The 26,779-nt window shown below is 37.8% G+C and carries 27 protein-coding genes and 1 other RNA gene; 8 read left to right on the top strand and 20 right to left on the bottom strand.

Translation table 11 applies throughout. The features are described from left to right. Positions 1–57 precede the first annotated feature (57 nt). The 4 genes from TE34_RS00425 to TE34_RS00410 form a co-directional block, all read right to left on the bottom strand. Positions 58–945: a glycine betaine ABC transporter substrate-binding protein gene (locus TE34_RS00425; RefSeq protein WP_047982842.1), complete on the bottom strand. Its 888-nt coding sequence runs from the start codon at positions 943–945 to the stop codon at positions 58–60. Positions 946–1,382: 437 nt separating this feature from the next. Then, positions 1,383–1,925 (bottom strand): DJ-1/PfpI family protein, encoded by a 543-nt coding sequence (locus tag TE34_RS00420; protein ID WP_047982841.1) that lies wholly within the window; start codon positions 1,923–1,925, stop codon positions 1,383–1,385. A gap of 98 nt (positions 1,926–2,023) precedes the next feature. Next, on the bottom strand, positions 2,024–2,974 hold the full coding sequence (locus TE34_RS00415) for an alpha/beta hydrolase (RefSeq protein WP_047982840.1): 951 nt from the start codon (positions 2,972–2,974) through the stop codon (positions 2,024–2,026). Between the two features lie 100 nt (positions 2,975–3,074). Further along, on the bottom strand, positions 3,075–3,443 hold the full coding sequence (locus TE34_RS00410) for a VOC family protein (protein ID WP_047982839.1): 369 nt from the start codon (positions 3,441–3,443) through the stop codon (positions 3,075–3,077). A gap of 142 nt (positions 3,444–3,585) precedes the next feature. On the opposite strand from TE34_RS00410, the gene TE34_RS00405 reads away from it, so the two are divergent. Continuing rightward, positions 3,586–4,368: an alpha/beta fold hydrolase gene (locus TE34_RS00405; protein ID WP_269083137.1), complete on the top strand. Its 783-nt coding sequence runs from the start codon at positions 3,586–3,588 to the stop codon at positions 4,366–4,368. Positions 4,369–4,407: 39 nt separating this feature from the next. Here TE34_RS00405 and ssrS read toward each other — a convergent pair. The 10 genes from ssrS to TE34_RS00365 form a co-directional block, all read right to left on the bottom strand. Beyond that, positions 4,408–4,594: non-coding RNA, 6S RNA (gene ssrS, locus TE34_RS20380), on the bottom strand. 82 nt (positions 4,595–4,676) lie between these two features. Beyond that, the gene (locus TE34_RS00400; protein ID WP_047982915.1) at positions 4,677–4,925 is read right to left on the bottom strand and encodes a sporulation protein; all 249 of its coding nucleotides are present in this window, start codon (positions 4,923–4,925) and stop codon (positions 4,677–4,679) included. A gap of 17 nt (positions 4,926–4,942) precedes the next feature. Then, positions 4,943–5,083: a small, acid-soluble spore protein L gene (gene sspL, locus TE34_RS20375; protein WP_064971716.1), complete on the bottom strand. Its 141-nt coding sequence runs from the start codon at positions 5,081–5,083 to the stop codon at positions 4,943–4,945. A 277-nt stretch (positions 5,084–5,360) separates the two neighbouring features. After that, positions 5,361–6,971 carry a fatty acyl-CoA synthetase gene (locus TE34_RS00395; protein WP_236687081.1) on the bottom strand — a complete coding sequence of 537 codons (1,611 nt, stop codon included), beginning with the start codon at positions 6,969–6,971 and terminating at the stop codon, positions 5,361–5,363. A gap of 116 nt (positions 6,972–7,087) precedes the next feature. Further along, the gene (locus TE34_RS00390) at positions 7,088–7,345 is read right to left on the bottom strand and encodes a hypothetical protein (RefSeq protein WP_047982838.1); all 258 of its coding nucleotides are present in this window, start codon (positions 7,343–7,345) and stop codon (positions 7,088–7,090) included. Between the two features lie 193 nt (positions 7,346–7,538). Then, complete coding sequence (locus tag TE34_RS00385; protein WP_047982837.1) at positions 7,539–8,006, bottom strand: RDD family protein; 468 nt, start codon at positions 8,004–8,006, stop codon at positions 7,539–7,541. Between the two features lie 12 nt (positions 8,007–8,018). Continuing rightward, a complete protein-coding gene (gene sppA / locus TE34_RS00380; protein ID WP_047982836.1) occupies positions 8,019–9,011 on the bottom strand; it encodes a signal peptide peptidase SppA in 993 nt (330 codons plus the stop codon). 149 nt (positions 9,012–9,160) lie between these two features. Further along, a complete protein-coding gene (locus tag TE34_RS00375) occupies positions 9,161–9,778 on the bottom strand; it encodes a 3'-5' exonuclease (protein ID WP_047982835.1) in 618 nt (205 codons plus the stop codon). A gap of 104 nt (positions 9,779–9,882) precedes the next feature. Continuing rightward, positions 9,883–10,659, bottom strand: a complete 777-nt coding sequence (locus TE34_RS00370) for a Cof-type HAD-IIB family hydrolase (protein ID WP_047982834.1) — start codon at positions 10,657–10,659, stop codon at positions 9,883–9,885. A gap of 507 nt (positions 10,660–11,166) precedes the next feature. Then, positions 11,167–14,622 (bottom strand): hypothetical protein, encoded by a 3,456-nt coding sequence (locus TE34_RS00365; RefSeq protein WP_047982833.1) that lies wholly within the window; start codon positions 14,620–14,622, stop codon positions 11,167–11,169. Positions 14,623–14,976: 354 nt separating this feature from the next. On the opposite strand from TE34_RS00365, the gene TE34_RS00360 reads away from it, so the two are divergent. Continuing rightward, complete coding sequence (locus TE34_RS00360) at positions 14,977–15,501, top strand: HD domain-containing protein (RefSeq protein ID WP_047982832.1); 525 nt, start codon at positions 14,977–14,979, stop codon at positions 15,499–15,501. Positions 15,502–15,539: 38 nt separating this feature from the next. Here TE34_RS00360 and rbsK read toward each other — a convergent pair whose 3' ends face one another. Beyond that, positions 15,540–16,424 carry a ribokinase gene (gene rbsK, locus TE34_RS00355; RefSeq protein ID WP_047982913.1) on the bottom strand — a complete coding sequence of 295 codons (885 nt, stop codon included), beginning with the start codon at positions 16,422–16,424 and terminating at the stop codon, positions 15,540–15,542. Positions 16,425–16,554: 130 nt separating this feature from the next. On the opposite strand from rbsK, the gene TE34_RS20885 reads away from it, so the two are divergent. The 4 genes from TE34_RS20885 to TE34_RS00340 are packed head-to-tail and all read left to right on the top strand — an operon-like array spanning position 16,555 to position 20,126. Next, positions 16,555–16,725 carry a hypothetical protein gene (locus TE34_RS20885; protein ID WP_157037552.1) on the top strand — a complete coding sequence of 57 codons (171 nt, stop codon included), beginning with the start codon at positions 16,555–16,557 and terminating at the stop codon, positions 16,723–16,725. 44 nt (positions 16,726–16,769) lie between these two features. After that, positions 16,770–17,927 carry a pyridoxal-phosphate-dependent aminotransferase family protein gene (locus TE34_RS00350; RefSeq protein ID WP_047982831.1) on the top strand — a complete coding sequence of 386 codons (1,158 nt, stop codon included), beginning with the start codon at positions 16,770–16,772 and terminating at the stop codon, positions 17,925–17,927. Then, complete coding sequence (gene serA / locus TE34_RS00345) at positions 17,924–19,513, top strand: phosphoglycerate dehydrogenase (RefSeq protein WP_047982830.1); 1,590 nt, start codon at positions 17,924–17,926, stop codon at positions 19,511–19,513. The genes TE34_RS00350 and serA overlap by 4 nt, the downstream gene beginning before the upstream one ends. Positions 19,514–19,526: 13 nt before the next feature. Continuing rightward, a complete protein-coding gene (locus TE34_RS00340) occupies positions 19,527–20,126 on the top strand; it encodes a hypothetical protein (protein WP_047982829.1) in 600 nt (199 codons plus the stop codon). 45 nt (positions 20,127–20,171) lie between these two features. Here TE34_RS00340 and TE34_RS00335 read toward each other — a convergent pair whose 3' ends face one another. The 4 genes from TE34_RS00335 to TE34_RS00320 all read right to left on the bottom strand — a co-directional run bounded on the left by TE34_RS00335 (position 20,172) and on the right by TE34_RS00320 (position 23,492). Further along, positions 20,172–20,954, bottom strand: a complete 783-nt coding sequence (locus tag TE34_RS00335; protein WP_047982828.1) for an HAD family hydrolase — start codon at positions 20,952–20,954, stop codon at positions 20,172–20,174. A 9-nt stretch (positions 20,955–20,963) separates the two neighbouring features. Beyond that, entirely contained in the window at positions 20,964–21,500 is a 537-nt protein-coding gene (locus tag TE34_RS00330) for a nitroreductase family protein (RefSeq protein WP_047982827.1), read from the bottom strand. A gap of 298 nt (positions 21,501–21,798) precedes the next feature. Then, entirely contained in the window at positions 21,799–22,395 is a 597-nt protein-coding gene (locus tag TE34_RS00325; RefSeq protein WP_047982826.1) for a short chain dehydrogenase, read from the bottom strand. Positions 22,396–22,460: 65 nt separating this feature from the next. Further along, positions 22,461–23,492, bottom strand: a complete 1,032-nt coding sequence (locus tag TE34_RS00320) for a S66 family peptidase (protein WP_047982825.1) — start codon at positions 23,490–23,492, stop codon at positions 22,461–22,463. Positions 23,493–23,659: 167 nt separating this feature from the next. Here TE34_RS00320 and TE34_RS00315 point away from each other — a divergent pair, with 167 nt between their 5' ends. Continuing rightward, on the top strand, positions 23,660–24,322 hold the full coding sequence (locus TE34_RS00315) for a hypothetical protein (RefSeq protein WP_053074917.1): 663 nt from the start codon (positions 23,660–23,662) through the stop codon (positions 24,320–24,322). 47 nt (positions 24,323–24,369) lie between these two features. On the opposite strand, the gene TE34_RS00310 is transcribed toward TE34_RS00315, so the two are convergent. Further along, positions 24,370–25,779, bottom strand: coding sequence for a DHA2 family efflux MFS transporter permease subunit (locus TE34_RS00310; RefSeq protein WP_047982824.1), 1,410 nt, complete (start codon positions 25,777–25,779; stop codon positions 24,370–24,372). Positions 25,780–25,983: 204 nt separating this feature from the next. Between TE34_RS00310 and TE34_RS00305 the strand changes: the two genes are divergently transcribed. Then, positions 25,984–26,748 (top strand): NRDE family protein, encoded by a 765-nt coding sequence (locus TE34_RS00305; protein WP_047982823.1) that lies wholly within the window; start codon positions 25,984–25,986, stop codon positions 26,746–26,748. Positions 26,749–26,779: the final 31 nt, after the last annotated feature.

Here is a 26,779-nt window from a genome sequence, read left to right as displayed (position 1 = left end):
GTATGAAAAAAATGCTCCCCTTAAAATAAAGGGGAACATTTTTTTGCTAATATAATCTTACTCTGCAGGTTCAAAATCTTCCAGAGAATCTTCTTCCATATATGTCGGCACCGCTAGCCCAATCTTAGCACCTTCAAAGTTTGGTCCTAAATCTACAAATTCACCTTCATATTCTTCATATAAATGACCATGTGTGGTAGGCACCCATGGAGAAAGTGTAGCATCAGCTTCCCCATTGGAAATTGATTCAAATAAAACAGCAGGATCTAGTGGCGTAAATGTCACATCAAATCCTTGTTGTTCCAATACAATTCTAGCAACGTTACCTGTGAATAACATATCATCCCATGGCGTCGCTACTAATTCTATTGGCTTACCATCTACTGGATCTACTCCTTCTGTCCATGATGCAACGGCTTCTGGATTATCATCCACCCATTGCTGTGCTACCTCAGCAATTTCTAAGCCTTCTTCATTAGCAGTAAATAAAGCAGCTTCTATTTCCGGCACTTCAAAGTTGAAGCGGTCAAGAATTGTGTATGCATTTGGTAACTCATCTTCAACGCCTTTTTTTATAATTGTAGCAGCATGTTGCTCCTGTCCAAAGACACCTATAGGATCTTCTAGATACTTTAGATCCCATTTAGCAAACATATAATGAGGAGACCAAGCCGTAATCATGATGGGCTCTTCATTTTTATAAGCTTTATCTAAAGCGGATAACATAGCTCCTGTAGACGATGTTTGTTGTTCCCATCCAGCTAGACTTTCATACTCTTCTATGGCCTGGTTATTCAGTTCTGTTTGACCAGCACCGGGCTCAAGACCAGTAATTGTGAAATCCATTTGTTCACTAACGCTTTGATCCTCATCTTGTCCACAACCAGCTATGAAAAGGGATAAAGAGACACCCGCGATAATCCCTAACTTTTTCCATTTAAACATGTAATACACTCCTTCAGTTTCTTTTGCTACTTCATGTAGCTCTTTCTAAAGTTGTCTTTACGTTTTCTATACCAGTTAGATAAACGGTAATAATATATAATTAGAAAGCCTATAATAACAAAACCTTCTTAAAGTTTAATTCTTTTTCGGGTTTCACTCAAACAGCACATACAATGATTATTTTCTATTTAGTACGTACAGATAATATTAAACAAACTGAACATATGTATTACTTATAAATACTCCACAATACTGATAAATACTTTAATTTCTCTAAATTTCTGCTAATCAGTGTACATTATTGTAAGATTTAGGAAGAATAATATTCTATATTGGTAAAGTTATCCAATATAAAAGCACCCAATAATTTAGATGAACTCTAAATTAAAAGGTGCTTATCATGATATAATAAATATTATAGATGTATTCACATAATGCTAATCTTCAAGATACCAATTTTCATCAAAATCCAGCTTTAAAGCTTTCCCTAAACATACTCCAAATCGGATAAATCCACTTCCTCGTGCAGTAATAATATTACCATCTTGAACGACGACTCTCTCAGAGTAATTTTCCGTTTCAAAGACTCCTATTTCACCCAATTTCTCAAAAGGTAGCCCAACAGTATACTTTCTCCCCTTTAACAAACCAGCTCTAGCAAGTAAGTATGGTGAACTGGAAATGCTTGCGATAATCGTTTGCTCTGTTCCAACATATTTTATAAAATTAAAGAGATCTTGTTCATGTATCAGTGTTCCTATGTCCATACATCCTGGTATTAATAGACTATCAATCTCATGCTTGCACACATCATGAATGGTAGTGTCTGGGAAACAAGTTAATCCTGATTCCCCTTTAATTGGCTGGTCATTTAAGCCGACTGTAACAATTGGCTTATTGCCTTGCATCAGTATCAATAAAGCTACACTTAACTCATACTCACTAAATTGTGGATATAATAATACTGCTGTTTTCTTCATAACATTCTCCCGACTAATCCATACAATTATATTCGCATTGTCAAAGACTCCGACGATATATATTCTTACTATAATTATTCCTCGGATGTGACGAGTGACTACTGAATTGTTTGATCAATAAATTGCTGTAATCGTGTTTGAAATTCCTCCGTTGCAATGGAGTATGCTTTCGTATGTCCTGCATTAGGTACAATCCAAAGCTCCTTTTCCCCACCTGCTGCTTCGTATAACTCATAAGCCATTTCTGTAGGAACTAACTCATCGGCATCACCATGAATAATAAATAATGGACGCGTATTGTTCTTAACCTGTTCAATAGCCGAGGCTTCTCCAAAGAAGTACCCCGCACGAACTTTCGTAATTACACTAGTTATATCTAAAATTGGAAATGCAGGTAGATGATAGAGGTGCTTTAGTTGATGTCTTAATTCTTCTTTCACCGTCGTATACCCACTATCCGCAATAATTCCTTTTACTTCACTAGGTAATTCTTCCCCACTAGTCATCAGCACAAGTGAAGCACCCATCGAGTTTCCGTGTAGTAAAATTTGCTCCGCACCATGCTGTTCGATTAGTAAATCAATCCATTTTACATAGTCCTTTCGATCATGCCATCCATAGCCAATATAATCTCCTTCACTTTCACCATGACCACGTGAATCAGGCATTAGCACATCAAAACCTTGATCATAATAGAACTTTACTAAGTCATCCATATGATTCCGGTCACCGCGATAGCCATGTGCAAGAATGACTACCTTGCCTGAATTTAACTCATTTTCTAAAAATCCCGCCTTCAACAGCAAATCATCGTATGAGGTGATTTCAAGAATTTCTTGTTCTTGATCGGCATACCACTTTTCCGCTTCCTCTAGTATCGTTAAGGCTGTCTCACTTGCTACTGCGTTCGCACTTTCTGGTTCACTATGTAACTCCACTTCCGTACCGCGTTTAATGCCTTCACTATAAAAATAATTACCTGCAACTAATAAACCAATAACTACTATCCCAATAATACTTCCAAATATTATTCTAATTTTTCTCTTCAACGAACTTCCCCCTGGTTGCAATCAGTAGATTTACTTTTCTAACAATTTTACCATGAAGTAGGGATTTCTCCCTAATATTTTGGAGAAATCCCATTATAACTTAGAGCCATTCTAAGAACTCTATACGGTTTCCAAAAGGGTCATCCATATAAAACCGATTCGCACCTGGTAAATTATTATCAACGTGATATTCTGCTTTTTTCGAGTCTAGATATATCTTCAAGCTTTCAATATTTTTCACTCGAAATGCAGGGTGAGCTTTTTTAGCAGGTAGAAATACATCTTCTACTCCAATATGGATATGGATAACACCGTCTGAGAACCAAACTCCCCCCCGTTTCTTTAAGTTTTCCGGTTTTTCGACCTCATGAAACCCTAGGAGTTCTTGATAAAATGCTCTTGCCTGATTCTCTCCACCTTTAGGACAAGCTAACTGCACATGATCGAACTGTTCAAATTTAAATCCCATCTAAACCCCTCCCTTATTTCTTAATCATAACTGTTCTTTTACAAAAATTATAATATTAAAAAATAATACAATTCATTAACATTTAGTTATACCTTATTATGATAGAATTTATATAGAAAACAAATGAAAGGTAGGCAACCATTTGAACTATATAGCATACAAAAAAGAAAATGCAGCACTTATGGTTTTTCTACATGGTGGAGGAGTTAGTAGTTGGATGTGGGATGAACAGGTTAAGTATTTTATCTCAACTTATCACTGCATCGTTCCAGATTTACCTGGTCATGGTTCTAGTAGAAATGAACTATTTTCGATACGTTCAACGGCAGAAAAAGTCATCCAATTAATTGATGAGAGAAAAAAAGGTAGACCTGTAATTGTGATTGGATTTTCATTAGGTGCACAAGTTCTTGTACAGATTTTAAGTATGCAAACCGAACTCATTGATTTTGCAATAATAAATAGCGCTTTAACAAAACCAATGAACCTTGGAGCGAAATTGCTTACACCTCTATTTAAATTATCATTTCCACTAGTGAAGATGCGTTCGTTCGCAAAACTTCAGGCAAAAGTGTTATATATTAACGATCAGCAATTTGACATGTACTACAAGGAAACTACAGAAACTACATTAGAGACATTTATGAAAGTAATGAAAGAGAACATGTCATTTGCAATTCCTAGTCGGTATAACGCAGCTAAAACAAAGATTCTCGTCACCGTTGGGGAAAAGGAAAAGAACATCATGAAGAAATCAGCAATGGATTTAGTCCACGCTAACCCTAATAGTACCGGAATCATTATTCCGAAGATTGGTCATGGTATCTCCATAGCTAACCCTGCTTATTTTAATACGATAGTAGAACAGTGGATAACAGAAGGAGTTCTACCTAGGGAAGTAAAAATCATACCAAATCAAAAATGACCAGTCTCCCGTAGGAAACTGGTCGTCTCATTTTAATAATCAGCAGCCACAAATGCCGTATTTGTAATAAAAAGTTTTAAACCACCACTTCACAAAGTGGGTGTTTGCAGAAACCTTCTTGCCTTCCGCTACGCAATGACGGCTCGACATTAGAGTCTCAATGTAAAACTCCCTATTATCTATTTAGAGGTTAAAACTTAGTAAAATACGTACATCGTAGCTTGTAATCTTATATTACTATGTTCACTATCAAATATCAATGTCAATGTCATCCAGTTATGGAAAATGAGCTAATAATCCTAGTATGTTTAAAAGATTAATTCATATACTTCTCGCAACTGTTGGACACGCGTGTCATCTTGAACATTTTCCGCATAATTAATCTCTCGTTCAAGTATTTGGTTTAAGTACTGCATTTCTTTATCATCTAGATCCTCAACAAATTCTCTTTCATTTTGGTATGTTTTGTTTTTGAGCTTTTTATAAATAGACATACTCAACTTGTCATCGTCATAATTCGATAATGACTCACGTAAATACTGTAATGTACGGTCGATTGTACTCACCCACTTAGTTAAATCTTTGTATTCTTCTTTTTAGCCCGATCTTCCAACACAGACTTAGGTCGGTGATTTGCCTTTTCTTCCGTTAAACCCTGTGGATTAACACTTGATGTAACACGCTTTTTACTCCAGTTATCACTTTTTTCTGGCATGATAGATACACCTCCATTAGGTAGTATTTCAAAAATGGATGTATTTATCCTGTTGAAATTAGGAATTTTAGGTAGAGTAAAGCACGGAAGTTAGTTAGGTTCATGTTAACTGGTTTGGGTTCATGTACTTTGGTTCGGGCTCATGTCTATCTGGTTCTGGCTCATGTACTTTCGTTCGGGTGCATGTCTATCTGGTTTGGGCACATGTTCTTTGATTTGGGCTCATGTCCAACAACATAAAAAAGAGCACAGCCAACGACCATGCTCCATCCAATATTTATTCCTCACCTAATCCTTCATACTCATCACGTAACTCTCGTTTCAACACTTTTCCACTTGGGTTCTTCGGAAGGGAGTCCGCAAATGCTACATACTTAGGTACTTTAAATTTAGATAGTTTCTCCCGACAATATTCAACAACTACATCTTCCGTTATATCGGCATCCTCTTTCGGAACAATAATTGCTGTTACAGCCTCTATCCAATACTTATCCGGTATTCCAATAACTGCTACTTCAGAAACTCCTTCCAACTGATAAATCGTTTCCTCAACTTCACGACTGGAAACATTGACACCACCTGTATTAATCATATCTTTCTTCCGATCAACAATAGTAATAAAGCCCTCTTCATCCATTACCCCGAGGTCCCCACTATGGAACCAACCGCCACGAAAAGCTTCGGCAGTTTTTTCAGGGTCATGTAAATAGCCCTTCATGGCATGTGGGGTGCGGTGAACAATTTCACCGATTTCACCACGTGGAACCTCTTGGTCATTTTCGTCTACAATTCGAGTCTGCATATTCAAGGAAGGTTTCCCCGCCGAACCAAGCTTACGCAACTGATCCTCTGGTTGCAAAGAAGTTGCCAATGGAGCCACCTCGGTTTGCCCATAAAAATTCCAGAAACGAGCATTTGGCAGACGTACAGACAATTCTTTTAAGATTTCCCGAGGCATAATTGCTGCACCATAATAACACTTTTCTAAAGTTGATAAATCTCTTGAGTCAAACTCAGGATGTCTTAGTAACGCAATCCATACCGTCGGAGGACAGAATAGTTGTGTAGCCCCCTCTTTTTCTATGGTACTTAAAATAACCTCGGGGCTTGCTCCATCTAAAATGATTCCACTAGAACCTAGATATATACTAGGTCCCAAGAAGCAATGGAGTTGTGCACTATGATACATTGGTAAGGCATGAATCAGCACATCTCCTTCTGCCATATTTCCGTCGACAATGCAGCTCACATACTCATTTATAATGCTTTTATGCGTCAGCATTACACCTTTTGGTCTAGATTCCGTTCCACTTGTGTATAGCACATGAGCTAAGTCATCATCGGACAAATCCGCATCCACAAAATCCGTTGGTTGTTCATCACGGATGTCACGTAAAGGAGTCCATTCCTCTAATCTTCCGTCCAATAGATCTCCTTCATCGATATCCATAATAAATCGAAAATTAATATCCAGGCCATAAGAAGCCTGTTCGAGTACCGGTGCATATTCTTCTGAAGCTATTAATCCACAGGCTCTAGCATGCCTCAAAATAAATGCAACATCATCCTTAGTCAGCATATAGTTGATTGGTATCATGACTGCGCCAATCCTTGCAAGAGCAAAGTTCACAATAACAAAGTCTAAGCTATTCTTAGACATGACCGTTATCATATCACCCTTTTTCATCCCTCTTACCCGAAAAGCATGTGCGGTTTGGTTCACTAAACCATCCAACTCTTCATAGTTTAACCGCCTATCACGATAGGCAAGGGCAAATTTCTCCGGTGCTCTCTCCCTTGTTCTTGCCAATAAATCTCCCAGTGTATTTCTCCTAGCACGTTCTAACATTTGTTCAAGTCCATCAAGTACATTTGAATCAGTGTTCATCCCTAACAACCCCTCCAAATAATTTGATGACTGTTATGTATATAAAATTCTATCTATTATTTTAATTCAGATAATTCAGCAAGGCAATATACTCTACAAAACTTCATGTTATTCGCCTAATTTCGACCGAACAAGTCTTCATCAACAGCCGAGGTACCTTTCCTTAAATTCGTGTAAAGGAATAACGTACTAATCATAATCATCCCATAAAACCATATGGAACGGTACCAAACAAATTTTAATTCCATCCAAAAACTCATTCCACCTTCTTCTGATGGTAAAAGAGAATAAAGTGAAACTTCTATATAGAACATAATAAGGAAGAATACAAATATAGAAATAAATATAACCCATTTTATAAGTTTTACATTCATAAAGACTCTCCTTCTTGTATAGTTCATTTAATTATTATAACAAACTGATTATGGATTACTATATAGACTTAATACACTATAAAGAATACGACTTCATATAAAAAAGAATGCTAAATCCTATTCAAGATTCAACATTCTATTCATTATACTAATTATGTTTCACTACAAAGAAGATTCTAAGATAACCTCTGTATTACTTATCAAATACCACCCTCGTATTACTAAACATATCATGTAACCCTTGCTTCTGATCTGTAAACCCAACGACGATGTACAGAAGCATTAGAAAGGAAAATACACGATAAATAAACCTGCCCACCACTTCTCTGAACAGTATGTCGCTCCATCTTAGTGGTTGCTCATCTTCACGAATGACTCGAATGCCGAGGATCATTTTTCCTAAAGTTTGCCCAAAGAACTTGGTCATCAATAAGAAGTAAGCAAAAAACACAATCGAACCTACTATCCCTGTAACTGTCCATAATCCAACGCTTATCGCAATGCCATCATTCACAAATTTGAACGGTGAAAGCAAAATACCATTCAAACTGGAGATAACCACAATATCAATCACATATGCCCAAAATCTCATCCAAAATCCGGCATAGCGCTGTTCGGAAACAGGGGTAGCATTCTCATAACCCACACTTGTCTCACTCATATTTGGCCCTCCTTAATTGGAATATAGATACATTGCTCTAGGTGTATTGGACTCCTGAACAATCTCTAGCATATTCACTAATTCATCGTCTTTACCAAATATACTCTGGACAGACATCCCTAAAAATTGTTCAAATCCAAGGGAGTTATTATATTTCACTACTTGGGCATTAGCTAACTCTAAGTCTTCTTTCAACATAGCAATGGTATCTTCTAATGTACCAAGCTCATCGACTAGTCCATTTTCTTTGGCCTGATTACCAGTATAAACTCTGCCATCGGCTAGCTCGCGAACTTTCCCTTCAGCCATTCCTCGTCCATCTACGATAACTTGGACAAATTCAGCATACATATCATCAATCATCGTTTGAAGAAGTTCACGCTCTTCATCCGTCATTTCACGGAAAGTAGACATGATGTCTTTGTACTCACCACTTTTGATTGTGTTGACTTCAATGCCTAAATTATCCGCTAAGCCAGATAAATCATACCCCTGCATAATAACACCAATCGAGCCGGTTAGTGTAGCTGGGTGAGCAACGATTTTGTCAGCCGGAGCAGAAATATAATACCCACCTGATGCAGCAGTATTACCCATTGATACGTATATAGGCTTTTCATATTCTTCTTGAACTGCAATAATTTTATCGTGGATTTCGGCACTTTCTACCACACCACCACCTGGTGTATTCACTCGTAGAATAATCCCATCTACACTAGGATCACTACCAGCTTCCTCTATCATTTCTAGAAATGTTCTATGGTTATACGAAGTTGTATTTAGAAGTGAACTAGGAGCAGTATCTTGAATTACACCATCTAAATGTAAAACAACTATTTTACCATTAGCACCTTCCTCGATGACCTCTTCTTGAAACTTGCTCTCTGGAAAAGCAAATAGTTGCTCAAAGTTAGTACTTGCAACACTCGTCATGAGTTGAAATCCTGATGAAAGGACAAATAATACGACTGCGGCAAGTAGCGCAAACCAGCGTTTCTTGTTCATGAAAAATCCTCCTGTTTTACCAAAAATATGTACAGTAAAAAGGATACACTATTTGTGTCGCGATATCTAACTATTAGTGTTTATTTACATTGAATTATAAGATAGCAAAAAGGAAGATACCCCTTCTGAGGTAATATCTTCCTTTTGAATTAGAGATATAGTCTTGTAGGCTTTTTCGTCTTTGTTCGCTTTACTTTAGGAGGATAATAGCCCCGTTCAAAAATCCGACCCTTGGTGATACTACATTGATTCAGAAACAAATCAACCGAATCAACATCAAAAGTTTCAATAGCTTTTTGCATCACTTGTGCTGCTACTCGTGCATCCTCTAGAGCATTGTGGTGATTTAGTGAAAAGCCATGATGAGTTGCTAATGTATTCAACTTATGATTAGGCATATTTGGCCATACTCTTTTTGCTATATTTGCAGTACATAAGTAATCTAACTCTGGGTAAGATAGTCTATCTCGGTCCAGCGTCTGACGAATAACACTCATATCAAAACTTGCATTATGAGCAACAACGAGATTACCTGACAAATAGTTTTCTAATGTTGGCCATATCTCGGAAAATGTCATCGCATCCAACACATCATCCTCAACAATCCCATGTACTCGTATATTAAACGGGTTAAAATATGTTTCTGGGTTTATTAAACTATAATACTCATCGACGATTTCTGTCTCATTTGCAACTACTATTCCTACTGCACATGGACTATGGCGCTTTTCATTTGCTGTCTCAAAATCTATGGATACAAAGTTCATAATTGGACATTCCTTTATTAATAACGTTACTTTAATGATAACATGACAAGCTTTTATCTGTAACCAAAAAATGCTGCTGTACACTTTTACAGCAGCACCCCAATTTATAGCAAACCTACCATTTTCAATCCATGCAAGATCCCATCTTCATCAACAGATTTTGTTACATACTTAGCTGCTGCCTTGGCCTCTTCTTCTCCATTGCCCATTGCAACACTATTGGTTACTTTCGTTAACATTTCAACATCATTTAATCCATCACCGAAAGCATATATATTTTCTTTAGGAAGTTGTAATCTCTTCATAACTTGCTCAATTCCATTTGCTTTTGAGCCGCCCTTTGGTAACACATCAGTACTAACACGATGCCAACGGACAAAATCAAATTCCGGGAAAGCATCAATATATTGTTTTTCTTCTTCTTTGGTACAAAATAATAACGTTTGGAAAATAAGATTATCTTCATAGTAAGTAGGATTGTACGTAGGCAATCCTACTTTAAGTGTACTGATACTCTCGATAATATCGGGATGTTCTTCTACATTTGCGTTCATCCCATCAGGATCCATATATAAAACAGGATGGTCATTACCTAGAGCCTTTTCCGTCAGTTCTTTTAGCGCATCATACTGTAATGGATTCGCATAAATTTCTTCTCCCTCCACTACTACATACTGACCGTTATAGCTAACATATGTATCAATTCCTAATTCTTCACGAAGCTGTTGATACATGAAAGGTCCACGACCTGTTGCTATAGCTACGATGTGACCTTTTGTTTTTAGTTCTTGTATCGCTTTTTTCGTGGAGCCTGGTAACTCCTTGTTATGATCCAATAGCGTACCGTCTATATCGAAAAAAATAATGCTTTGTTGTGACATGTTGTTTTGTCTCCTTTTACATCCTATTCAAGCACTATATTTATTCTAACCATTGAAAAGCCTTACAAGTCAAATTAAACAAAATGAAACAAAAAGAGACCGGGACAAAAGTATTTCTATCAAAGGTAAAATCGAACATTGTTATAAGTGCACATAACACGCCCCGGAAATATACTGCGCTTTCCGTGGGCGGCTGGTGAGCCTCCTCAGAGCTAACGCTCTTGCGGGGTCTCACCTATGCCTATCCTCCCACAGGAGTCTCCGTATATTTCCGGGGCTAATGTAGTGTTTGTTCGTCTTTTACTACCCTTGCTTGAGTTATGTCCCAACCTCGTGTTAGTATTTCAATTTTTATTTTCTAATTCTTTAACTCTTTTCTCCAGTTTCTCTATTTTAGAATATGCTATTGATACTAAACCAAAAGCACCCGCAGCAACAGAAAATGCCAAAATTTCCAATACCCTTCCCCCTAACTAGTAATCTACAAAAACTTCTTGGATTTAAAATTTAATCCCAATTCTTCATCCGCTCAATCACATTCTTCTTAAACTTGGAAACTAGTGTCTCTTTTCCTTCTGAAGATTTCTGCTTTTGCCACTCATTATAACTGGCAATCGCTATTAAAATAGAACCAGCAATTAATAGATAACCCCACCAAGGAACATTACCCCAATATGGCCTAGTTTGCATGAACACGTTGAATAACAGCACACCTGCACCGACAAAGAAGAAGGATTTCATTTGGTAAACCATCCCTGCTACAAGTGAAGCCAGTGAAAGCACACCAACGATTAAAGCATCATATATCGTATTACTTGCGAGACCATCCTGAACTAGAAGTAATGCTACGATTACTAGTACTGCCCACTGAATATAATTGGTCAGTTCTTTATTATCCCTCATGACATAATTCCGAAGAACGATAACTACGGCAATCCAAGGTAATACATAAAACTCTCTTTCAAATAAGGCCGGTAATTCAACGTGTCCTAGTAATGCATAGTAGGGTTGTAGTGCCAAGACAAACGCTGCAAATGTTAGCCATGTGGACGAAATGTCTGCAACTCTCTTTCTATTCATCAATAAACCACCAACGATTAAGATACCAGGCAGAACTTTGAATGCTAGGTTATCAGTCAGAATAGTGAACTGATATAGATTGAAGAAAGCAATAAATGCAAATATGGTATACCAATCCAGTTTAAAATACTTGCCCTTCATCTGATAAAGAGTTTGATAGAGTACTCTTCCAATCGCTAGTAACACCACTCCAAAGGCTGCTTGAATATATGGCTCATACGCTAGCACAGTATCCCCATTACTGAAGTTCAACATGCCGGAATACATGTTAAATAACGGTATAGCCGAAAGAATATCCCATTTCATGCGGTGTAGTACGAATAGCACTAGTGCTCCATAAAGAATCGTTATGACAAACATCGATACATCATATGGATAACTCATTGTAAAGCCTAGAATTCCTATGCTCGAGAAAGGAACAAAATAGTAAAATATACGTTTTTTCCAAATTTCATTCCCTATCATCCAGCTAACAAATAGGAGAACACTGATGATTAAATACGTATAAACATAATCAATATTCCATTCGAACTTAGCTATTGCTAATTGTAATGTAACCCATAATATGGTCCATCCAGCATAGAAGAAGGTTTTTATTTGCCATTCTTTAGTTACAGCCCTCACTGTTACTGCGTATATCATCGTTGCAATTAGGAAGGCCCAAACTGCATCGGCTTCATTGAATAGAGCTGTTACGATTAAAGCAAATGGTAAGTAAATTTGCCCAATCCAATAAAATGCACTCCTAAGCAGTTGATCCTTCTTGCCAATCATCCATCCAACTACTAGGAAAAGAATAGTTCCCAACACAAATTCAACCCATTGGAATAAGGATGGCAGGTTTGCCACTTCATCATGAATGACATTTAGAATACTAAAGTAGAACAATAGCGCAATACTGCTTAAGACATACGGTATTGCCTTCCAACCTGTTCTCCGATAAAGTAAGAACGCCATTCCTATTCCACCAAGTGTAATCAACGCTCTTGTAGTTGGCTCCGACATAAAGCTCTGCAGAATGCCGAGCCCATAGAATAGTTGTGCAATATAAAAGCTACTTTCCGAGAAATTCGCTTTATTAATCGTCTTCCAAAGATAACTAACTGCTAAAACTGCTAAACTTCCATAAATAATCCCCTCTGCTTGGAATGGATCTATTCTAAAGAAATCATCTGGTTTCACAACATAGAAGTATAATACCGCAACTGCAAAACCTAGTGCTATAGGATGCAGCCAAGGGGCAATCTGAGCAAATTCCTTACGAGTTTCATACTTCGATATAATAATGGCTAAAGCAGCTAATAAAAATAGCATCACACTGAGCTCAAACTCCATAAATGTCACAAGGCCCACTAATAAGCCAATCAGCATCGCAAGACTACTAACATCACGAGTACTAGTCTTCAACGGTTTCCACAAGGATACGTTTAGTAAACAACCACCTACAATGTAGAATAGGAAAGCTAAAGTATATCCAGGTAAAATGATAGACTCATAATCAAACAATTGTTGCCCCAATAAAGTAAGCTGGTAAAGTGCACTTATGATGAAAATAGGACTTAAATAATTGAACAACTCGTTTTTAACTAGTGATGCCAAATAGGCAAAGTTCAAGGCAATAATGATATAAGCAATAAGTAAAACAAGCGACCCTTCACCCATTCGTAAAATAAGGCCCTCGAAACTGATATACAAAAAGGCTAAAGAAGAAACAACCGCACTTGTAATTTGGAATACTTTTTGTAACGTTCCCGCTTCCTTAACTAACTTCGGTAAAGCTAAGAATAGTACCCCCAATAGTGCATATGCAATTTCTCCAGCTCCTACTAGAATCGAGTTTTCTACTAATTGATAAGCACTATAAATAAGCATGGCTGTAAAAACAAAATGATACGATTTTTGATTCGTTACAAAAATCATAGAAAAATAGATTACAGCTGTTAATAGTAAGTTAAAGCTATACATTAACTCATTATCGTAAAATACAAGCGTGAGTAATGTGGACAAAATGAGATTGGCTTGAATAAAAGAAATAAATTCTTTCGTAAACTGCTTCAGCTTGGCATTTCCTTTAACCAACCGATAGCCAACAATTAACGCAGCATTGTATAGCATGATTCCTAGATAGAATCCATCAATTGGTAGATATAATGCTGCGATCAGTAGTCCGACAAACACACTCAAAGCAACATAAGAAAACCATACAAAAAGTCGTGACGATAGCTTCATAGCAAAATAAGCATAAATTGGTAAGACCAATAATGTACCTAGCGCGCCATATAAAAACTTACCTTCACCAAATAAAGATAAATAGTTCCCAAATAATTCATAATAACCAGCGGAAACGACTATAATCGGGAGAAATAAACTACCCAGTACTAAAAATGCAAAAGCTGTTTTCGTTATATGTAATATACGACTGGTAAACCAAGCTAAACCGTAAAATAAGATTGCGACGGTAATAAATAATCCTGTTTTCGCCCAGGCACTAAGTGTATCCCAAGTACTTGTTGCAAAAACCAATCCCGCTAAAAGTAGTAATATTACTCCTAGGTTTAAGCCCCAAGTAATGTTCCTATCTCTAATTTGTTGATCAGATAATTTCTTTTTCGGTTGAATCACTGGTTTTGGCTGTACAACTTCTTTTTTAGGTTGCACTGGCTCTGGTTGAGGAGAAATCGTTACTTTTGGTTCGACCTTTGATACTTCCGGTTTCACAATTTCCTGCTTTATCTCGTTAACCCTAGGCGTATTTTTATAATACTTTGCATGTGCATTGACAATTTTGGCAGCTATATTCATATTAATGTAACGAGCCTTCACTAATTGATGAAGCTCTTCCCGTACAATTTCTCTTTTTTCTTCTGGACTAAGTTGTGGCATATCGCACCCACCTTTCACTATAATCATCATACCAATAACTACCATTATGTTCATTAATATTTTTAAATTTAAAGAAAATTACACCTTGACAGTTAGCTCACTACCATAACGTTTGTGCTCGCGTAGTATTAGGTTTATTTACATCATAGTTCAGGGAATTAGATAAGACGCATGTATTGTAGATATTACTAAGGTAGTTTGGAAATAATAAAGGAAATGAGCGGCTATCGTGCTGTATTACTTAGTACTATGCCGCTTTAATTTAGTAGTGCACCTGCTCCAATCTCCTTATTGTTATAGTTCGTTTTATATGGTAAAATGCTAAAAATTTAACAATTGTCAGGAGGACGTTAGATGAGATATGTTACACTCACCGAAGTATATAGCCATCGTATTGCTAAGAAGTATTTATCTCGTTCTGGGGTTGCTCACGCAATAACTTGTGCCTACCATGCGTTTGATTTAGCTAAAGAACGTAAAGTGTCGGTTGACCTTGCAACAAAATCAGCTTTACTTCACGATATGGGGCACTATACGTGGTATAAAAATGGCCGGTGGGATTATAACCTTTATAAACAAAATGACATTCATGCTATTAAAGGGGCAGAAAGAGCGCATAAATTATTGATACGCTTAGGTGAAAATCCCCAATATGCAAAAGACATAGCTTTTGCCATTCTATTTCATACCGATTCTTATATTAAAGATAGTTTTATTAAGCGTACACCGCTTCAAGAAATCACAAAGCTAGCTGACGAGATGGACGAAGAAACGGGTGGATTACATCATTACCGTAAAATTGACGAGGAGAAGGCAATCGCGCTGATTAAACGGCTAGATGAGATGATCGAGGAAGAAATAAAAGTAAACCCCTTGTAAAGGGGAATATGGCAAGTGGACTTAGCCACTTGTTCCCCCTATTCGTTATTCCTTATAAAGTTGTTTACTGCTTCTCTTGTTGGCATACCCGCCTGCGCTCCGATCTTAGTAACAGAGATTGCTGCAGCTGCATTGGCAAATCGCACTGCCTCTTCTTTTGTCGCTCCTCCCCCTAATTGAACAGCTAACGCGCCATTAAACGTATCACCTGCACCAGTTGTATCCTCAACAGCTACCTTGTAGGCTGGGATGGATAGTTCATTGCTTTCTTTATAAAAGGAAGATCCTAGAGAACCTTTCGTTATAATGAGTTTATCTTGAATCGTCTCCTTAGACACAGAGTGAAGCATTTCTTGAAATTCCACTTCATTAGGTGTAAGGACCGTTGCGCTTTTTAATACTTCTGCTGGTAAATCTTGATATGGAGCAGGGTTTATTATAACTGGAATATTAAACTCCTGAGCTATCTTTGAAACATACTGAACCGTTTCAAGTGGTATTTCCAATTGTAATAAAATCACATCACTGTTTTGAATGATTTCTATATGCCTCTCCACTAATTCAGGAGTTACAAAAGCATTTGCCCCAGGAGCAACAATTATCCGATTATCCTTTTCTGATAAAATAATTGTAGCCGTACCTGTAGCAATATATTCTACCACCGTTACTCCTTCCGTATGAATATTTTCTTCTCGTAAATGTTTTAATAGTTCAGTACCAAAAGTATCATTACCTACCGCTCCAATTAATTGAACTGTTGCTCCTAGCCTTGATGCTGCTACAGCTTGATTTGCACCCTTGCCTCCTGGAAAAGTGGCAAATTCCTTCCCGAGAACTGTCTCCCCTTTTTCTGGTACTCTATCCGTTGTTACCGTTAAATCCATATTAATGCTTCCAACAACCGCTACTTTCACCGATTTCATCATTCTATTCCCTCACCTTTTTTAAAAATTCAAGGATAAATGTAAAAAACTATAAAATATTTTACCGAACTTTGGTAAAATGTAATATAACTAATAATACTATATACCGAATTTCAGGAGGAACCTCCCTATGTGGTTTTGGATTATTTTTATCATCATATTATTAATTGTACTAGAAGAAGGGTTATATTATCTTTCCAATCGCCTTGCTTTTAATAAACAACCCAGAGAACAAGTAAATGATAACGTAGAAGAAAACCCTTCTGCAAGAAAACGTCGTCGTTTAAGAAGAAAGCATTAGGATTATCCTGATGTTTTTTTGTATATTTGAAAGGAGTGTAGCATATCGTGAATGATTATCAATTACTGCGAATTCCAGGCCCGACACCAATTCCACCCACGGTTCAGCAAGCGATGATGAAAACAATGATTGGGCATCGTGATCAAGAAACAAAGGAGTTATTACAACGTATCCAACCAGGGTTAAAGAGCATCTTTGGCACAAAGGAGGAAGTTGTAACCCTTGCTGGAAGTGGAACAGCTGGGCTTGAGGCAGCAGTTGTAAATACAGTTAGCCCTGAAGATGAAGTGCTAGTGGTCGTTACAGGTTCTTTCGGCGATCGTTTTGCAAAAATTTGTGAAGCCTACCATCTACAAGTTAAAAGAGTTGAATATGAGTGGGGAAAGGCACTTATTCCTGATGAAATTAAAACATATTTAACTAACAACCCTTCCATTAAAGCAGTTTTTGCAACCTATTGCGAAACTTCTACTGGTGTCCTCAATCCGATTCAGCAACTTACAAAAGCTGTTAAAGAAGTTTCAGATGCCCTAGTCATCGTCGATGGTGTTTCCTGTGTAGGCGCTGTAGAAACCAAACTTGACGAGTGGCAAATTGATGTCTGTGTGACGGGCTCACAAAAAGCACTTATGCTCCCACCTGGGCTCGTGTTTATTGCTGCAAGTAAAAAGGCATGGAATATAATCGAAAAAAACTATCAACCTCGCTTTTACTTAGATTTAAGAAAGTACCGATCTAGTATCCAACAAGACTCTACACCTTTCACTCCAGCTCTCTCCCTATTATTTGGACTCGAGCAATCACTGCAATTACTTCATTCAGAAGGACTTGAAACGGTCTACCAACGACATCAATTGATGAAAGATATGACACGGGCTGCGTTCCGTGCACTCGACATCCCATTATTAACAAATGACCAAGATGCTTCACCTACTGTTACCGCCATTAAGCCAGACGATTTTAAAGCCGATGTTTTGAGAAAAAAGTTAAAGCAGGATTTCGGTCTTGTTCTTGCTGGTGGTCAGAATCACCTAAAGGGAAATATTTTCCGAATCGGTCACATGGGTTACTGTACACCAGCCGATGTCCTACAGACCATTAGTTGTATCGAATTAGGACTCCAGCAAATTGGAAAGCAAATCAACCTTGGTGACGGTGTCAAAGCAGCACAAGTTACATATTTACAGGAGGGATCATCATGAGACAGTATCATGTACTTATCTCCGACCCATTAAGTGAGGATGGGATCCAGCCACTTAAAGAAGCATACAATATAAACATTACTCAGCCTTCCAATTGGAATTCTGAGGATTTACTTGAAAACATTCATGAATTTGATGCCCTCATTGTACGGAGTCAGACGCAAGTTAGCCGTGAAGTCATTGAACGAGCAACCAATCTAAAGATAATTGGTCGTGCAGGTGTTGGCGTTGATAATATCGATATGAACGCCGCTACGGAGCACGGAATAATTGTCGTTAATGCTCCAAATGGTAATACGAACTCAGCTGCAGAACATACGATGGCGATGCTCATGGCACTTTCACGAAAAATCCCACAGGCATATCTAGCGTTAAAGGAAAATAAATGGGATCGCAAACGCTATATCGGTGTAGAGCTAAAGGGCAAGACGCTTGGCATCATCGGACTAGGAAGAATTGGGGCAGAAGTTGCTTATCGAGCACGCGGTCAACGCATGAATATCATTGCCTACGATCCTTTCCTTACAAAAGAAAAAGCAGAAAAAATGGGGATTAAATACGGGAGTATCGATGATGTGTTAAAAGTTGCAGATTTTATCACAGTGCATACACCGCTACTAAAAGAAACAAAACATCTACTGAATAAAGAAGCCTTTCAAAAAGTGAAAACAGGGGTGCAAATTATTAATTGTGCTCGCGGTGGGATAATTGATGAAGATGCGCTCTATGAAGCAATCCTCTCAAAAAAAGTTGCTGGCGCTGCTTTAGATGTTTTTGAGGAGGAACCATTCTTACACCATAAGCTGCTCGAGCTGCCAGAAGTGATCGCTACGCCACACCTTGGAGCAAGCACGGTCGAAGCACAAGAAAATGTCGCCATAGATGTAAGTCATGATATAATCAGGTACTTTAACGATGACACGGTTAGAAATCCAGTCAACATGCCATCACTTGATAATGAAATACTTCAAAAGGTAGAACCATACTTTCTAGTTTCTGAGAAGCTTGGAGAATTTCTCATCTATTTAACAGATGAAGTGGTCGAAGAAGTTTCCATTACGTATGCAGGAGAGCTGATTAATAACGAATTATCCCCACTAAGTAGGAAAGTTATCAAAGGGATGTTGAAACGACATCTTGGTACCCATGTAAACGAAGTAAACGCCCTTTATCTTGCTGAAAAAAGAGGTATTCATATTCTTGAAAATAAAACGTATAAGAAAAAAGGATTCTCCAATCTCATCACCGTTACTTTCAAAACAAAATCAGGAACTCGTAGTGTTGCTGGAACATTACTTAGCGGATTAGGCCCAAGAATTGTAAAGGTCGATCATTATCGTGTCGATATAAAACCAGAAGGGCACATTATCGTCATTCATCACACGGATCAGCCGGGAGTTATCGGTAAAATGGGAAGCCTACTCGCTAAACATGACGTCAACATCGCAACGATGCAGGTTGACCGTTCTGATATTGGTGGGGACGCGATTATGATGCTAGCTGTTGATAAACATGTTAATGATGACGTACTACAGGAGCTTCTATCCCTAGTAGAGATTCATAGTGTGCGAGCTATCGACTTATAGAAGGGGTATGGAGATGCGTGTTTCTAAGATTAGTAGAAGGATGTTAATTATATTATGTATGTTGCTTATCGGGAGTACTTATCTGAAGTCAGCATCAGCCGCTATGGATCCAGAAGAAGTAAAACGGTTGAATGAAGAAGCACCTTACCAGCTTGTTGGAACAGTTATTGCAGATGAGTTTTATCAGGATATGACTAGAAATGATAAACATCCTGTCCAGTTGCGTAAAATGAAAATGGAAGTATCAGAAGTAATCAAGGCTCCTGATGATGTTTTCGACAACAACACTGTTGAGGTATATTATACGTACATTCCACTGTGGGATGTTGGAGAATATGTCGGTGGCAAAAGAATGGATATCGCTTTAGATGATGTTCTTACGATTTGGCTTGAAGAAGGCGACTATGGCTGGGAACCTGTTTTAGGTGGGGACTCTGTTGCTCATATTAATTATTCAGATGATCGTGAAGAACACATCCCAGAGCCTTTTTGGCATTCTATTTTACGTGGCCTTGATCATGTGATGAATATGAAGCTGGATATTTTTATTTTCGGTGGATTAGTACTTGTAATTACATGGGCAGTATTTCGTGGGTTGAGGAAAACTATATAAACGTAAAAAATCTAGCCTTCTTACGCAGAAAGCTAGATTTTTGCTTTATAGGCTATTAATAATCGGTACCAGCTCTACTAGTTTATCAATTTCATAGGTTGGTTGAATTTCTTTTGTCTTCTGGTTGTTCCGATTGATCCAGACATTTTTCATTCCAACTCGATTTGCCCCTAGTATATCTGTATTTAAATTATCTCCAACCATAATCGAATTACTTGTTGTTAAACCTGTCTCTTCCAGTAAATAGTTGAATAGACTTGGATCCGGTTTACCAATACCGAAGTCCCCAGAAATAAAGATCGTATCAAAATAAGCAAGTAATGCAGGAGTTAATTCAAGCTTTGTTTTCTGAAGGGATGGAGAGCCATTTGTTAGCATCACTAACTGATAGTTATCCTTTAACTGATTTAACACCGTAAACGTGTCCTCAAATACAAATGGATGCTGTTTTCGAAACGCCGGAAAGGCTTTTGCCAACTCATTTGATAGGTCATCATCACGAATGCCCAACGCCTCTAATCCTTCCCTCCAGACAATTCGTTGATAATCAGGAGCAATTTTATGTAATGCCTGAAAATCTTCCCCCTTATCTTCAAATGTCCCCCACAATCCCTCGAACGGGTTAATACCAATTTCCCGTGTGAAATCATAGGTTGAGTAAGTAGCATATTGTTTACGGGCCCACTCCCGAACTTTCTCCTTTAGTAAATCGCCATCAATTGAATATTTCTGTACAGCCAGTTCGACTGTTGCATGAAAAGCCGCTTCAATGCTTTTTTTATCGTTTAATAATGTATCGTCTAGGTCAAAAATAATACCCTTTAACATGAATGACACCTATTTACCGCTTTTTCCGAACTTCTCATAAAAAACGACTTCTTCTCGAGGCACATGCTTTTTGGGTTTCGGTGTCGTCGCTGGAAAACCTAGACCTAAAACGGCAACAATTCGTTGTTCATCCGGAATATTAATTAAGTTCCGTACATAACCCTCACGTTTTTGTGACTCCTCTGCATCTTCTGAATGATATACCGCACCGAAGGCAGAACCGAGTCCAAGCTCTACCGCTTCAAGCCAAATAAACGCACAAGCAAACGAAGCATCCTGAAGCCAATACTTACTCACATTCGGTTTACCAGTAACCACAATTCCTGCCTGCGCCTCCGTTAACCACTTCATATACGGTGTTGTTTCTGCCAATTTGTCCAGCATCACCCGGTCCTGAACAACGATTAGATTCTTTGATGGTAGATTATTACCTGTTGGTGCAAACAGCCCAGCATCCACTACTTGCTCTAATACCTCATCAGGAATTGGTTTACTTTCAAAACTAGTAATTTCACGTCGGTCTTGAATTGCTTTGAAAACGTCCATGTTATCTCCACCTTTCTTTTCTTTCATTCTAACATATTAGACTAGGCTGGAATGAAGACTTACCTAGTTGAGTAAACGGTTGATATGTCCATTCTTTTGGTTGATGTTACCCCAAAACAGTTGATGTTTCACACTATCGGTTGATACTCAATTGATTTCAGTTGATACATCTCAATATTTGGTTGATAAAACATTCATTTCGGTTGATATTCCGTAAAAATTGGTTGATACCTACTCCCGAACCAATCAAAATAAACGCCAAGGCAATCCCCTACCTCGGCGCTACTCCACAACACATTTAATAAACCTCATAATTCTGACCAGTTTGCGCGCCTTCTACACTTTTGCGGTAAGCTAAGGCTACACGGCTTGCTGGAACTGGGTCAAAACCAACAAAAAACTTCTCCAACTTCTCATAGGACTCTTTTACAATATTAGGACTTACACTATTAATTCGGATTCCTCTAGGCATTTCAATGGAAGAAGCTTTGACAAAAGCCTTCACACCGCCATTTGCCATTGCTGCTGAAGCTCCCATACGAATCGGATCATCCATCATGACTCCTGTAGTTAAGGTAAAGCTTCCCCCGTCATTCACATAGTCTAAACCTAGTAATACTAAGTTAACCTGACCTTTTAATTTGCTTTCTATTCCCCGCTCATTCAGTTCAGGAGTTAGTTCTGAGACGGAAGCAAAATTGGCGCCTCCAGCTGCATTCACAACTGCATCGACTTTTCCAATTTTCTCATACATATCTTTAATGCTTTGGATGGATGTGTTATCAACTGAAACATCTAGGCCATTTCTTCCGGCACGAATAATATCATGATGTGCTAAAGCCTTACAAATTTCACTTCCAATCGTTCCACTGGCACCAATTACTAATATCTTCATTGACATGTCTCCTTTTTGGAATTAAAAATCTCCATACTTTATTTCTATGAAGGACGGTGATTAAACTATTCCACTCCACTGTCAATAATGGAGAATGTTCTCTCGTTACAGTTAATCTCAGACATTGCACCATAGGGTAGTAAAAATTTCGGTTCCGTATGGCCAAAGTTAAGATTATATAGTACCGGCAGTTCCTCTAGACCATACTCACTTAGTACCTTTTTGATTTCCATTTTATACTCCTCAAAATATTTCTCATCTTTAGGCTTAGCAAAAATAATCCCGTTTATTTTGTCTAATATCCCCTGTGCAGCATAATTCCGCAACCAATAACCGATAGAACTTGGAACAGGCTTTTCTTCTGATGTTTCAAAGAATAGAATACTATTAATAAACTGCTCCTGTGTTGGCCAAATGCTAGTTCCTTTAGCAAACTCCAAGACTTCTATACAACCACCAATTAAGTGGCCACGAGCGATTCCGCTTCCCTGCAAAATCTCATATCCTTTATTCGGATTCATTATTCTCTTTCTATTTTTATTAGACTCTTCCCATGCAACAAACTCACTCGTCCATTCCGGAGCAGCGTTAACTTCGCCTAATGGTTCATTTGAGAAAAGTGTACGCTTGATCATTTCGATAGTATAAGGGTGCATCTCTACGTTCTCTGCAAAGTCTGTCATGATAGCCGGACCATAAAAGGATGAGATTCCTGCTTTTAAACAAAAGAGATGAGAAATAGTCGTATCCGAAAAACCCATAAATATCTTTGGGTGACTTCGTATTACCTCAAAATCAATATAAGGCAATAAACGGATACTATCGTCTCCTCCTATATTGGAGATAATCGCTTTTATATTTGGATCCCGAAATGCCTCCATTAAATCTGCTGCACGAGCTTCGGGGTTATTGTAAACGAAATCTGTTCCTTTTAGACTGTTAGGCATTGGAATTACATTCAACCCAAAGACTTCTTTTAACCGTTTAACTCCTTGGTCATAACGCCACCTGAGTTCCGGATCACCTGCACCACCCCAAGATAAGCTTACTGTTGCAACCGTATCACCCGGTTGCAATTTATTAGGCTTTTTAAGCATTATTTCATCCTCCTCTCTTCCTTAACATATTCTTCACTTATTACATTTTTTCCTTCTATTTGACTGCAAAATGTATAGTTAACCATTAGATTCAGAATCATCTATAAATAATTAATACAAATGATATAATAAGGCTAAGGACTTATACCTATTTGGAGGTGGGATAGTTGAATAGAAGTCCACTTAAAAAGGCCCTCCTAGATATAACACATTTATTAAAGATAAAAGAGTTGAATTTGCCTAAACAGGCAATTACTGAATTTGAAGAATTATATACTCGTTACATTTCCATTGGTGCTGGTAGCCTTTTTTCATATACGAGTGAGTATCCTTTATATATGTTTTTGAACTATATAATTGAGGAAAAAGGAGTGTTAATACACGGTTCTAATAATCCTAATATTAGAGAATTTGAACCTAAAAATAGCTCTTTATTTAATGGTACGCCGATTAAAGCCGTTTTTGCTTCTTCTGACGGCGTATGGTCTATTTTTTTCGCTGTTTTAAATAGAGATGGATATGATGGGTCGATTAGAAACCTCTGTTTAACCGTTACAACTAAAAAAGGTAAAAAACACTATTATTATTTTTCTACAAATAATAGTAATGTACTCAACCGCTGGGTTAATGGAACAATTTACATATTTCCAAAGTCTCCCTTTAAAAAAGGTGGTATTGGGGATGAATGGGTATGTGAGGATAGAATAAAACCACTAGCAAAATTATCTGTTACTCCAAATGATTTTCCTTTTATTGAAAAGGTTAGTATTCATAAAGATACAGATTCAGGTCTCAGAACAATATTGAAAGCTATAGTTGCAAAAAAATAAAACAGACGAATCCATCACGGTTCGTCTGTTTGTCTCCATCATATAGTTTATCCTTTAGCTCTTTTTGGCTGGTCATACTTGATAAACAATGTAATCACTAACCCAATTGCTGCTGTTATCCCAGCTACTGCAAATGCCATATTAACACCATGTATTGCTCCACTTAGTCCTTCTTCTGGAATGGCAGTTGATGTCATAATTGTGACGAGTAACGCTGTACCAATTGCTCCTGCCATCTGACGTAATGTATTATTCATTGCTGTACCATGTGGCAACATTTCATTGGAGAGTTGATTTAATCCAGCTGTTGTAACAGGCATCATTACCATCGCAATACCAAGCATTCGAAATCCATGCACGGTCGCTATATAAGTAAAAGTCGTTTCAGTCGTGAGAATGCTCAGCATGAATGTTGTAAAAGTAATAAGGATGAGACCCACTAGAGATAGCCACTTCGCCCCAAACTTATCAAACAGTCTCCCTGTTACTGGATTCATTAGTCCCATAATAATTGCACCAGGTAATAAAGCCAAACCAGATTCTACTGGGGAGAACCCTAACATATCTTGCATTAACAATGGTAGGATCACCGCCCCACCTATCATCGCTAAAAAGACAGTCATACCAAGTGCTGTAGTTAATGTAAATAACTTATCTTTAAATATTCGAAATTCTAGTATTGGCGTCTTTAATTTTAACTGCCTTAATATGAACCAGGTAAGAATAATTCCACCAACAATCATTGTGATGATTACCTCTCCACTAGTCCAACCTTTCGACCCAGCAACACTAAATCCATATAGCAACCCACCAAAACCTAGAGTGGATAACACGATCGAGAGAATATCCACTTTTGGAAAGGTTTGCTTTGTGACATTGACTAGTACAAAGTATGCTACGATAATATCAATAACTGCTATTGGAAGAACTACATAAAATAAGCTTCGCCACGGATAATGCTCGACTAAATAACCTGATAATGTTGGTCCAATTGCAGGTGCAAAGGAAATAATTAATCCGAATAGTCCCATCGCAGCACCTCTTTTTTCGATAGGGAAAATTAAAAACATGATGGTCTGCATGAGTGGCATCATAATACCTGCCCCAGCTGCTTGGAGGACTCTTCCAATTAATAATGTATAGAATTCAGGTGCAATTGCACACACCATTGTACCAACGGCAAATGATCCCATTGCAAAAAGGAATAATCCTCTTGTTGAAAAACGAGCAATTAAAAATGCAGTTATCGGAATCATAATCCCATTAACTAATAAGAAGATAGATTGTAACCATTGCACCGTATTATCATCAATATTTAAATCAGCTTTAATAACTGGTAAAGCTGTAACTAACAGAGTTTGATTTAAAATTGCTACAAACGCACCTGTTAACAACACAATTAAAAGGGGAACTTTCCGTACATTCTCCCCAGTTTGTACCTCTTGATGATGTACCATAATGTAGCCTTCTTTCTCTAACGTCTCATGTTTATTGATACCACAAGACAACTATTTTATGTCTGTGTGTAAGCTATTTGTTTCCGTATCCAATAGCCACTGATGCTAATAACTTCCTATTATAGCAAATATCATCAAAACATACGAATGTACTCGCTCAATAACAATAACCTATAATAAAAAAAAGGGGGGCCAAGTTAACTTATGTGTCTGATTCTTTTCCAAGTACAAGAACATCCAAAATATAAATTAGTCCTAGCAGCAAATCGAGATGAGTCCTACAATCGCCCTACTGCACAAGCACAGTTTTGGCAGGATAAGCCAAATATCCTAGCAGGAAGAGATTTATTGCAAATGGGGACTTGGTTAGGAATGACCAAGAGTGGCCGATTCGCTGCGATAACGAACTACAGAGACCCAGCACATATGAAACCAAGCAAACATTCACGGGGTCATATTGTAGCAGATTATTTAGAATCAAGTAAAGTCGCAAGCTCCTTTTTAGATCAGTTAAGTAAAAAGAAATCTGACTATGTCGGTTTTAATGTTCTCGTTGGAGATGTGGATCAACTCCTGTATTTCAACAACATTGAGGATAAAGTTACTACCATCCCACCAGGAACACACGGATTAAGCAATCATTTTCTTAACACACCCTGGCCAAAGGTAGTAAAGGGTAAAGAAAGATTACGTAACTATCTAAAATCTACTGATAACGTCGAAAAAGAAGAATTATTCCAAATTCTAGCTAACACGGATCAAGCGCACGAAGAATCCCTTCCTGATACAGGAATAGGATTACAGTTAGAGAAAAAGTTATCCTCGATGTTTATCAAGCTTCCGGAGTATGGAACACGTTGTTCGACAGTGCTAACTGTTGATTACGACAATCAGGTATCTTTTACAGAAAGAACGTTTGAAGCTGGAGAGTTCGTAGAAGAAGTGAATTACCAGTTCTCGGTAAACTAAAATGAAGTTCAAACATTGACAGTAGTCGTGT

This window comes from Ornithinibacillus californiensis, assembly GCF_001038485.1.
GTDB lineage: Bacteria > Bacillota > Bacilli > Bacillales > Amphibacillaceae > Ornithinibacillus > Ornithinibacillus californiensis.
This window is presented reverse-complemented; position numbering and strand designations above follow the sequence as displayed.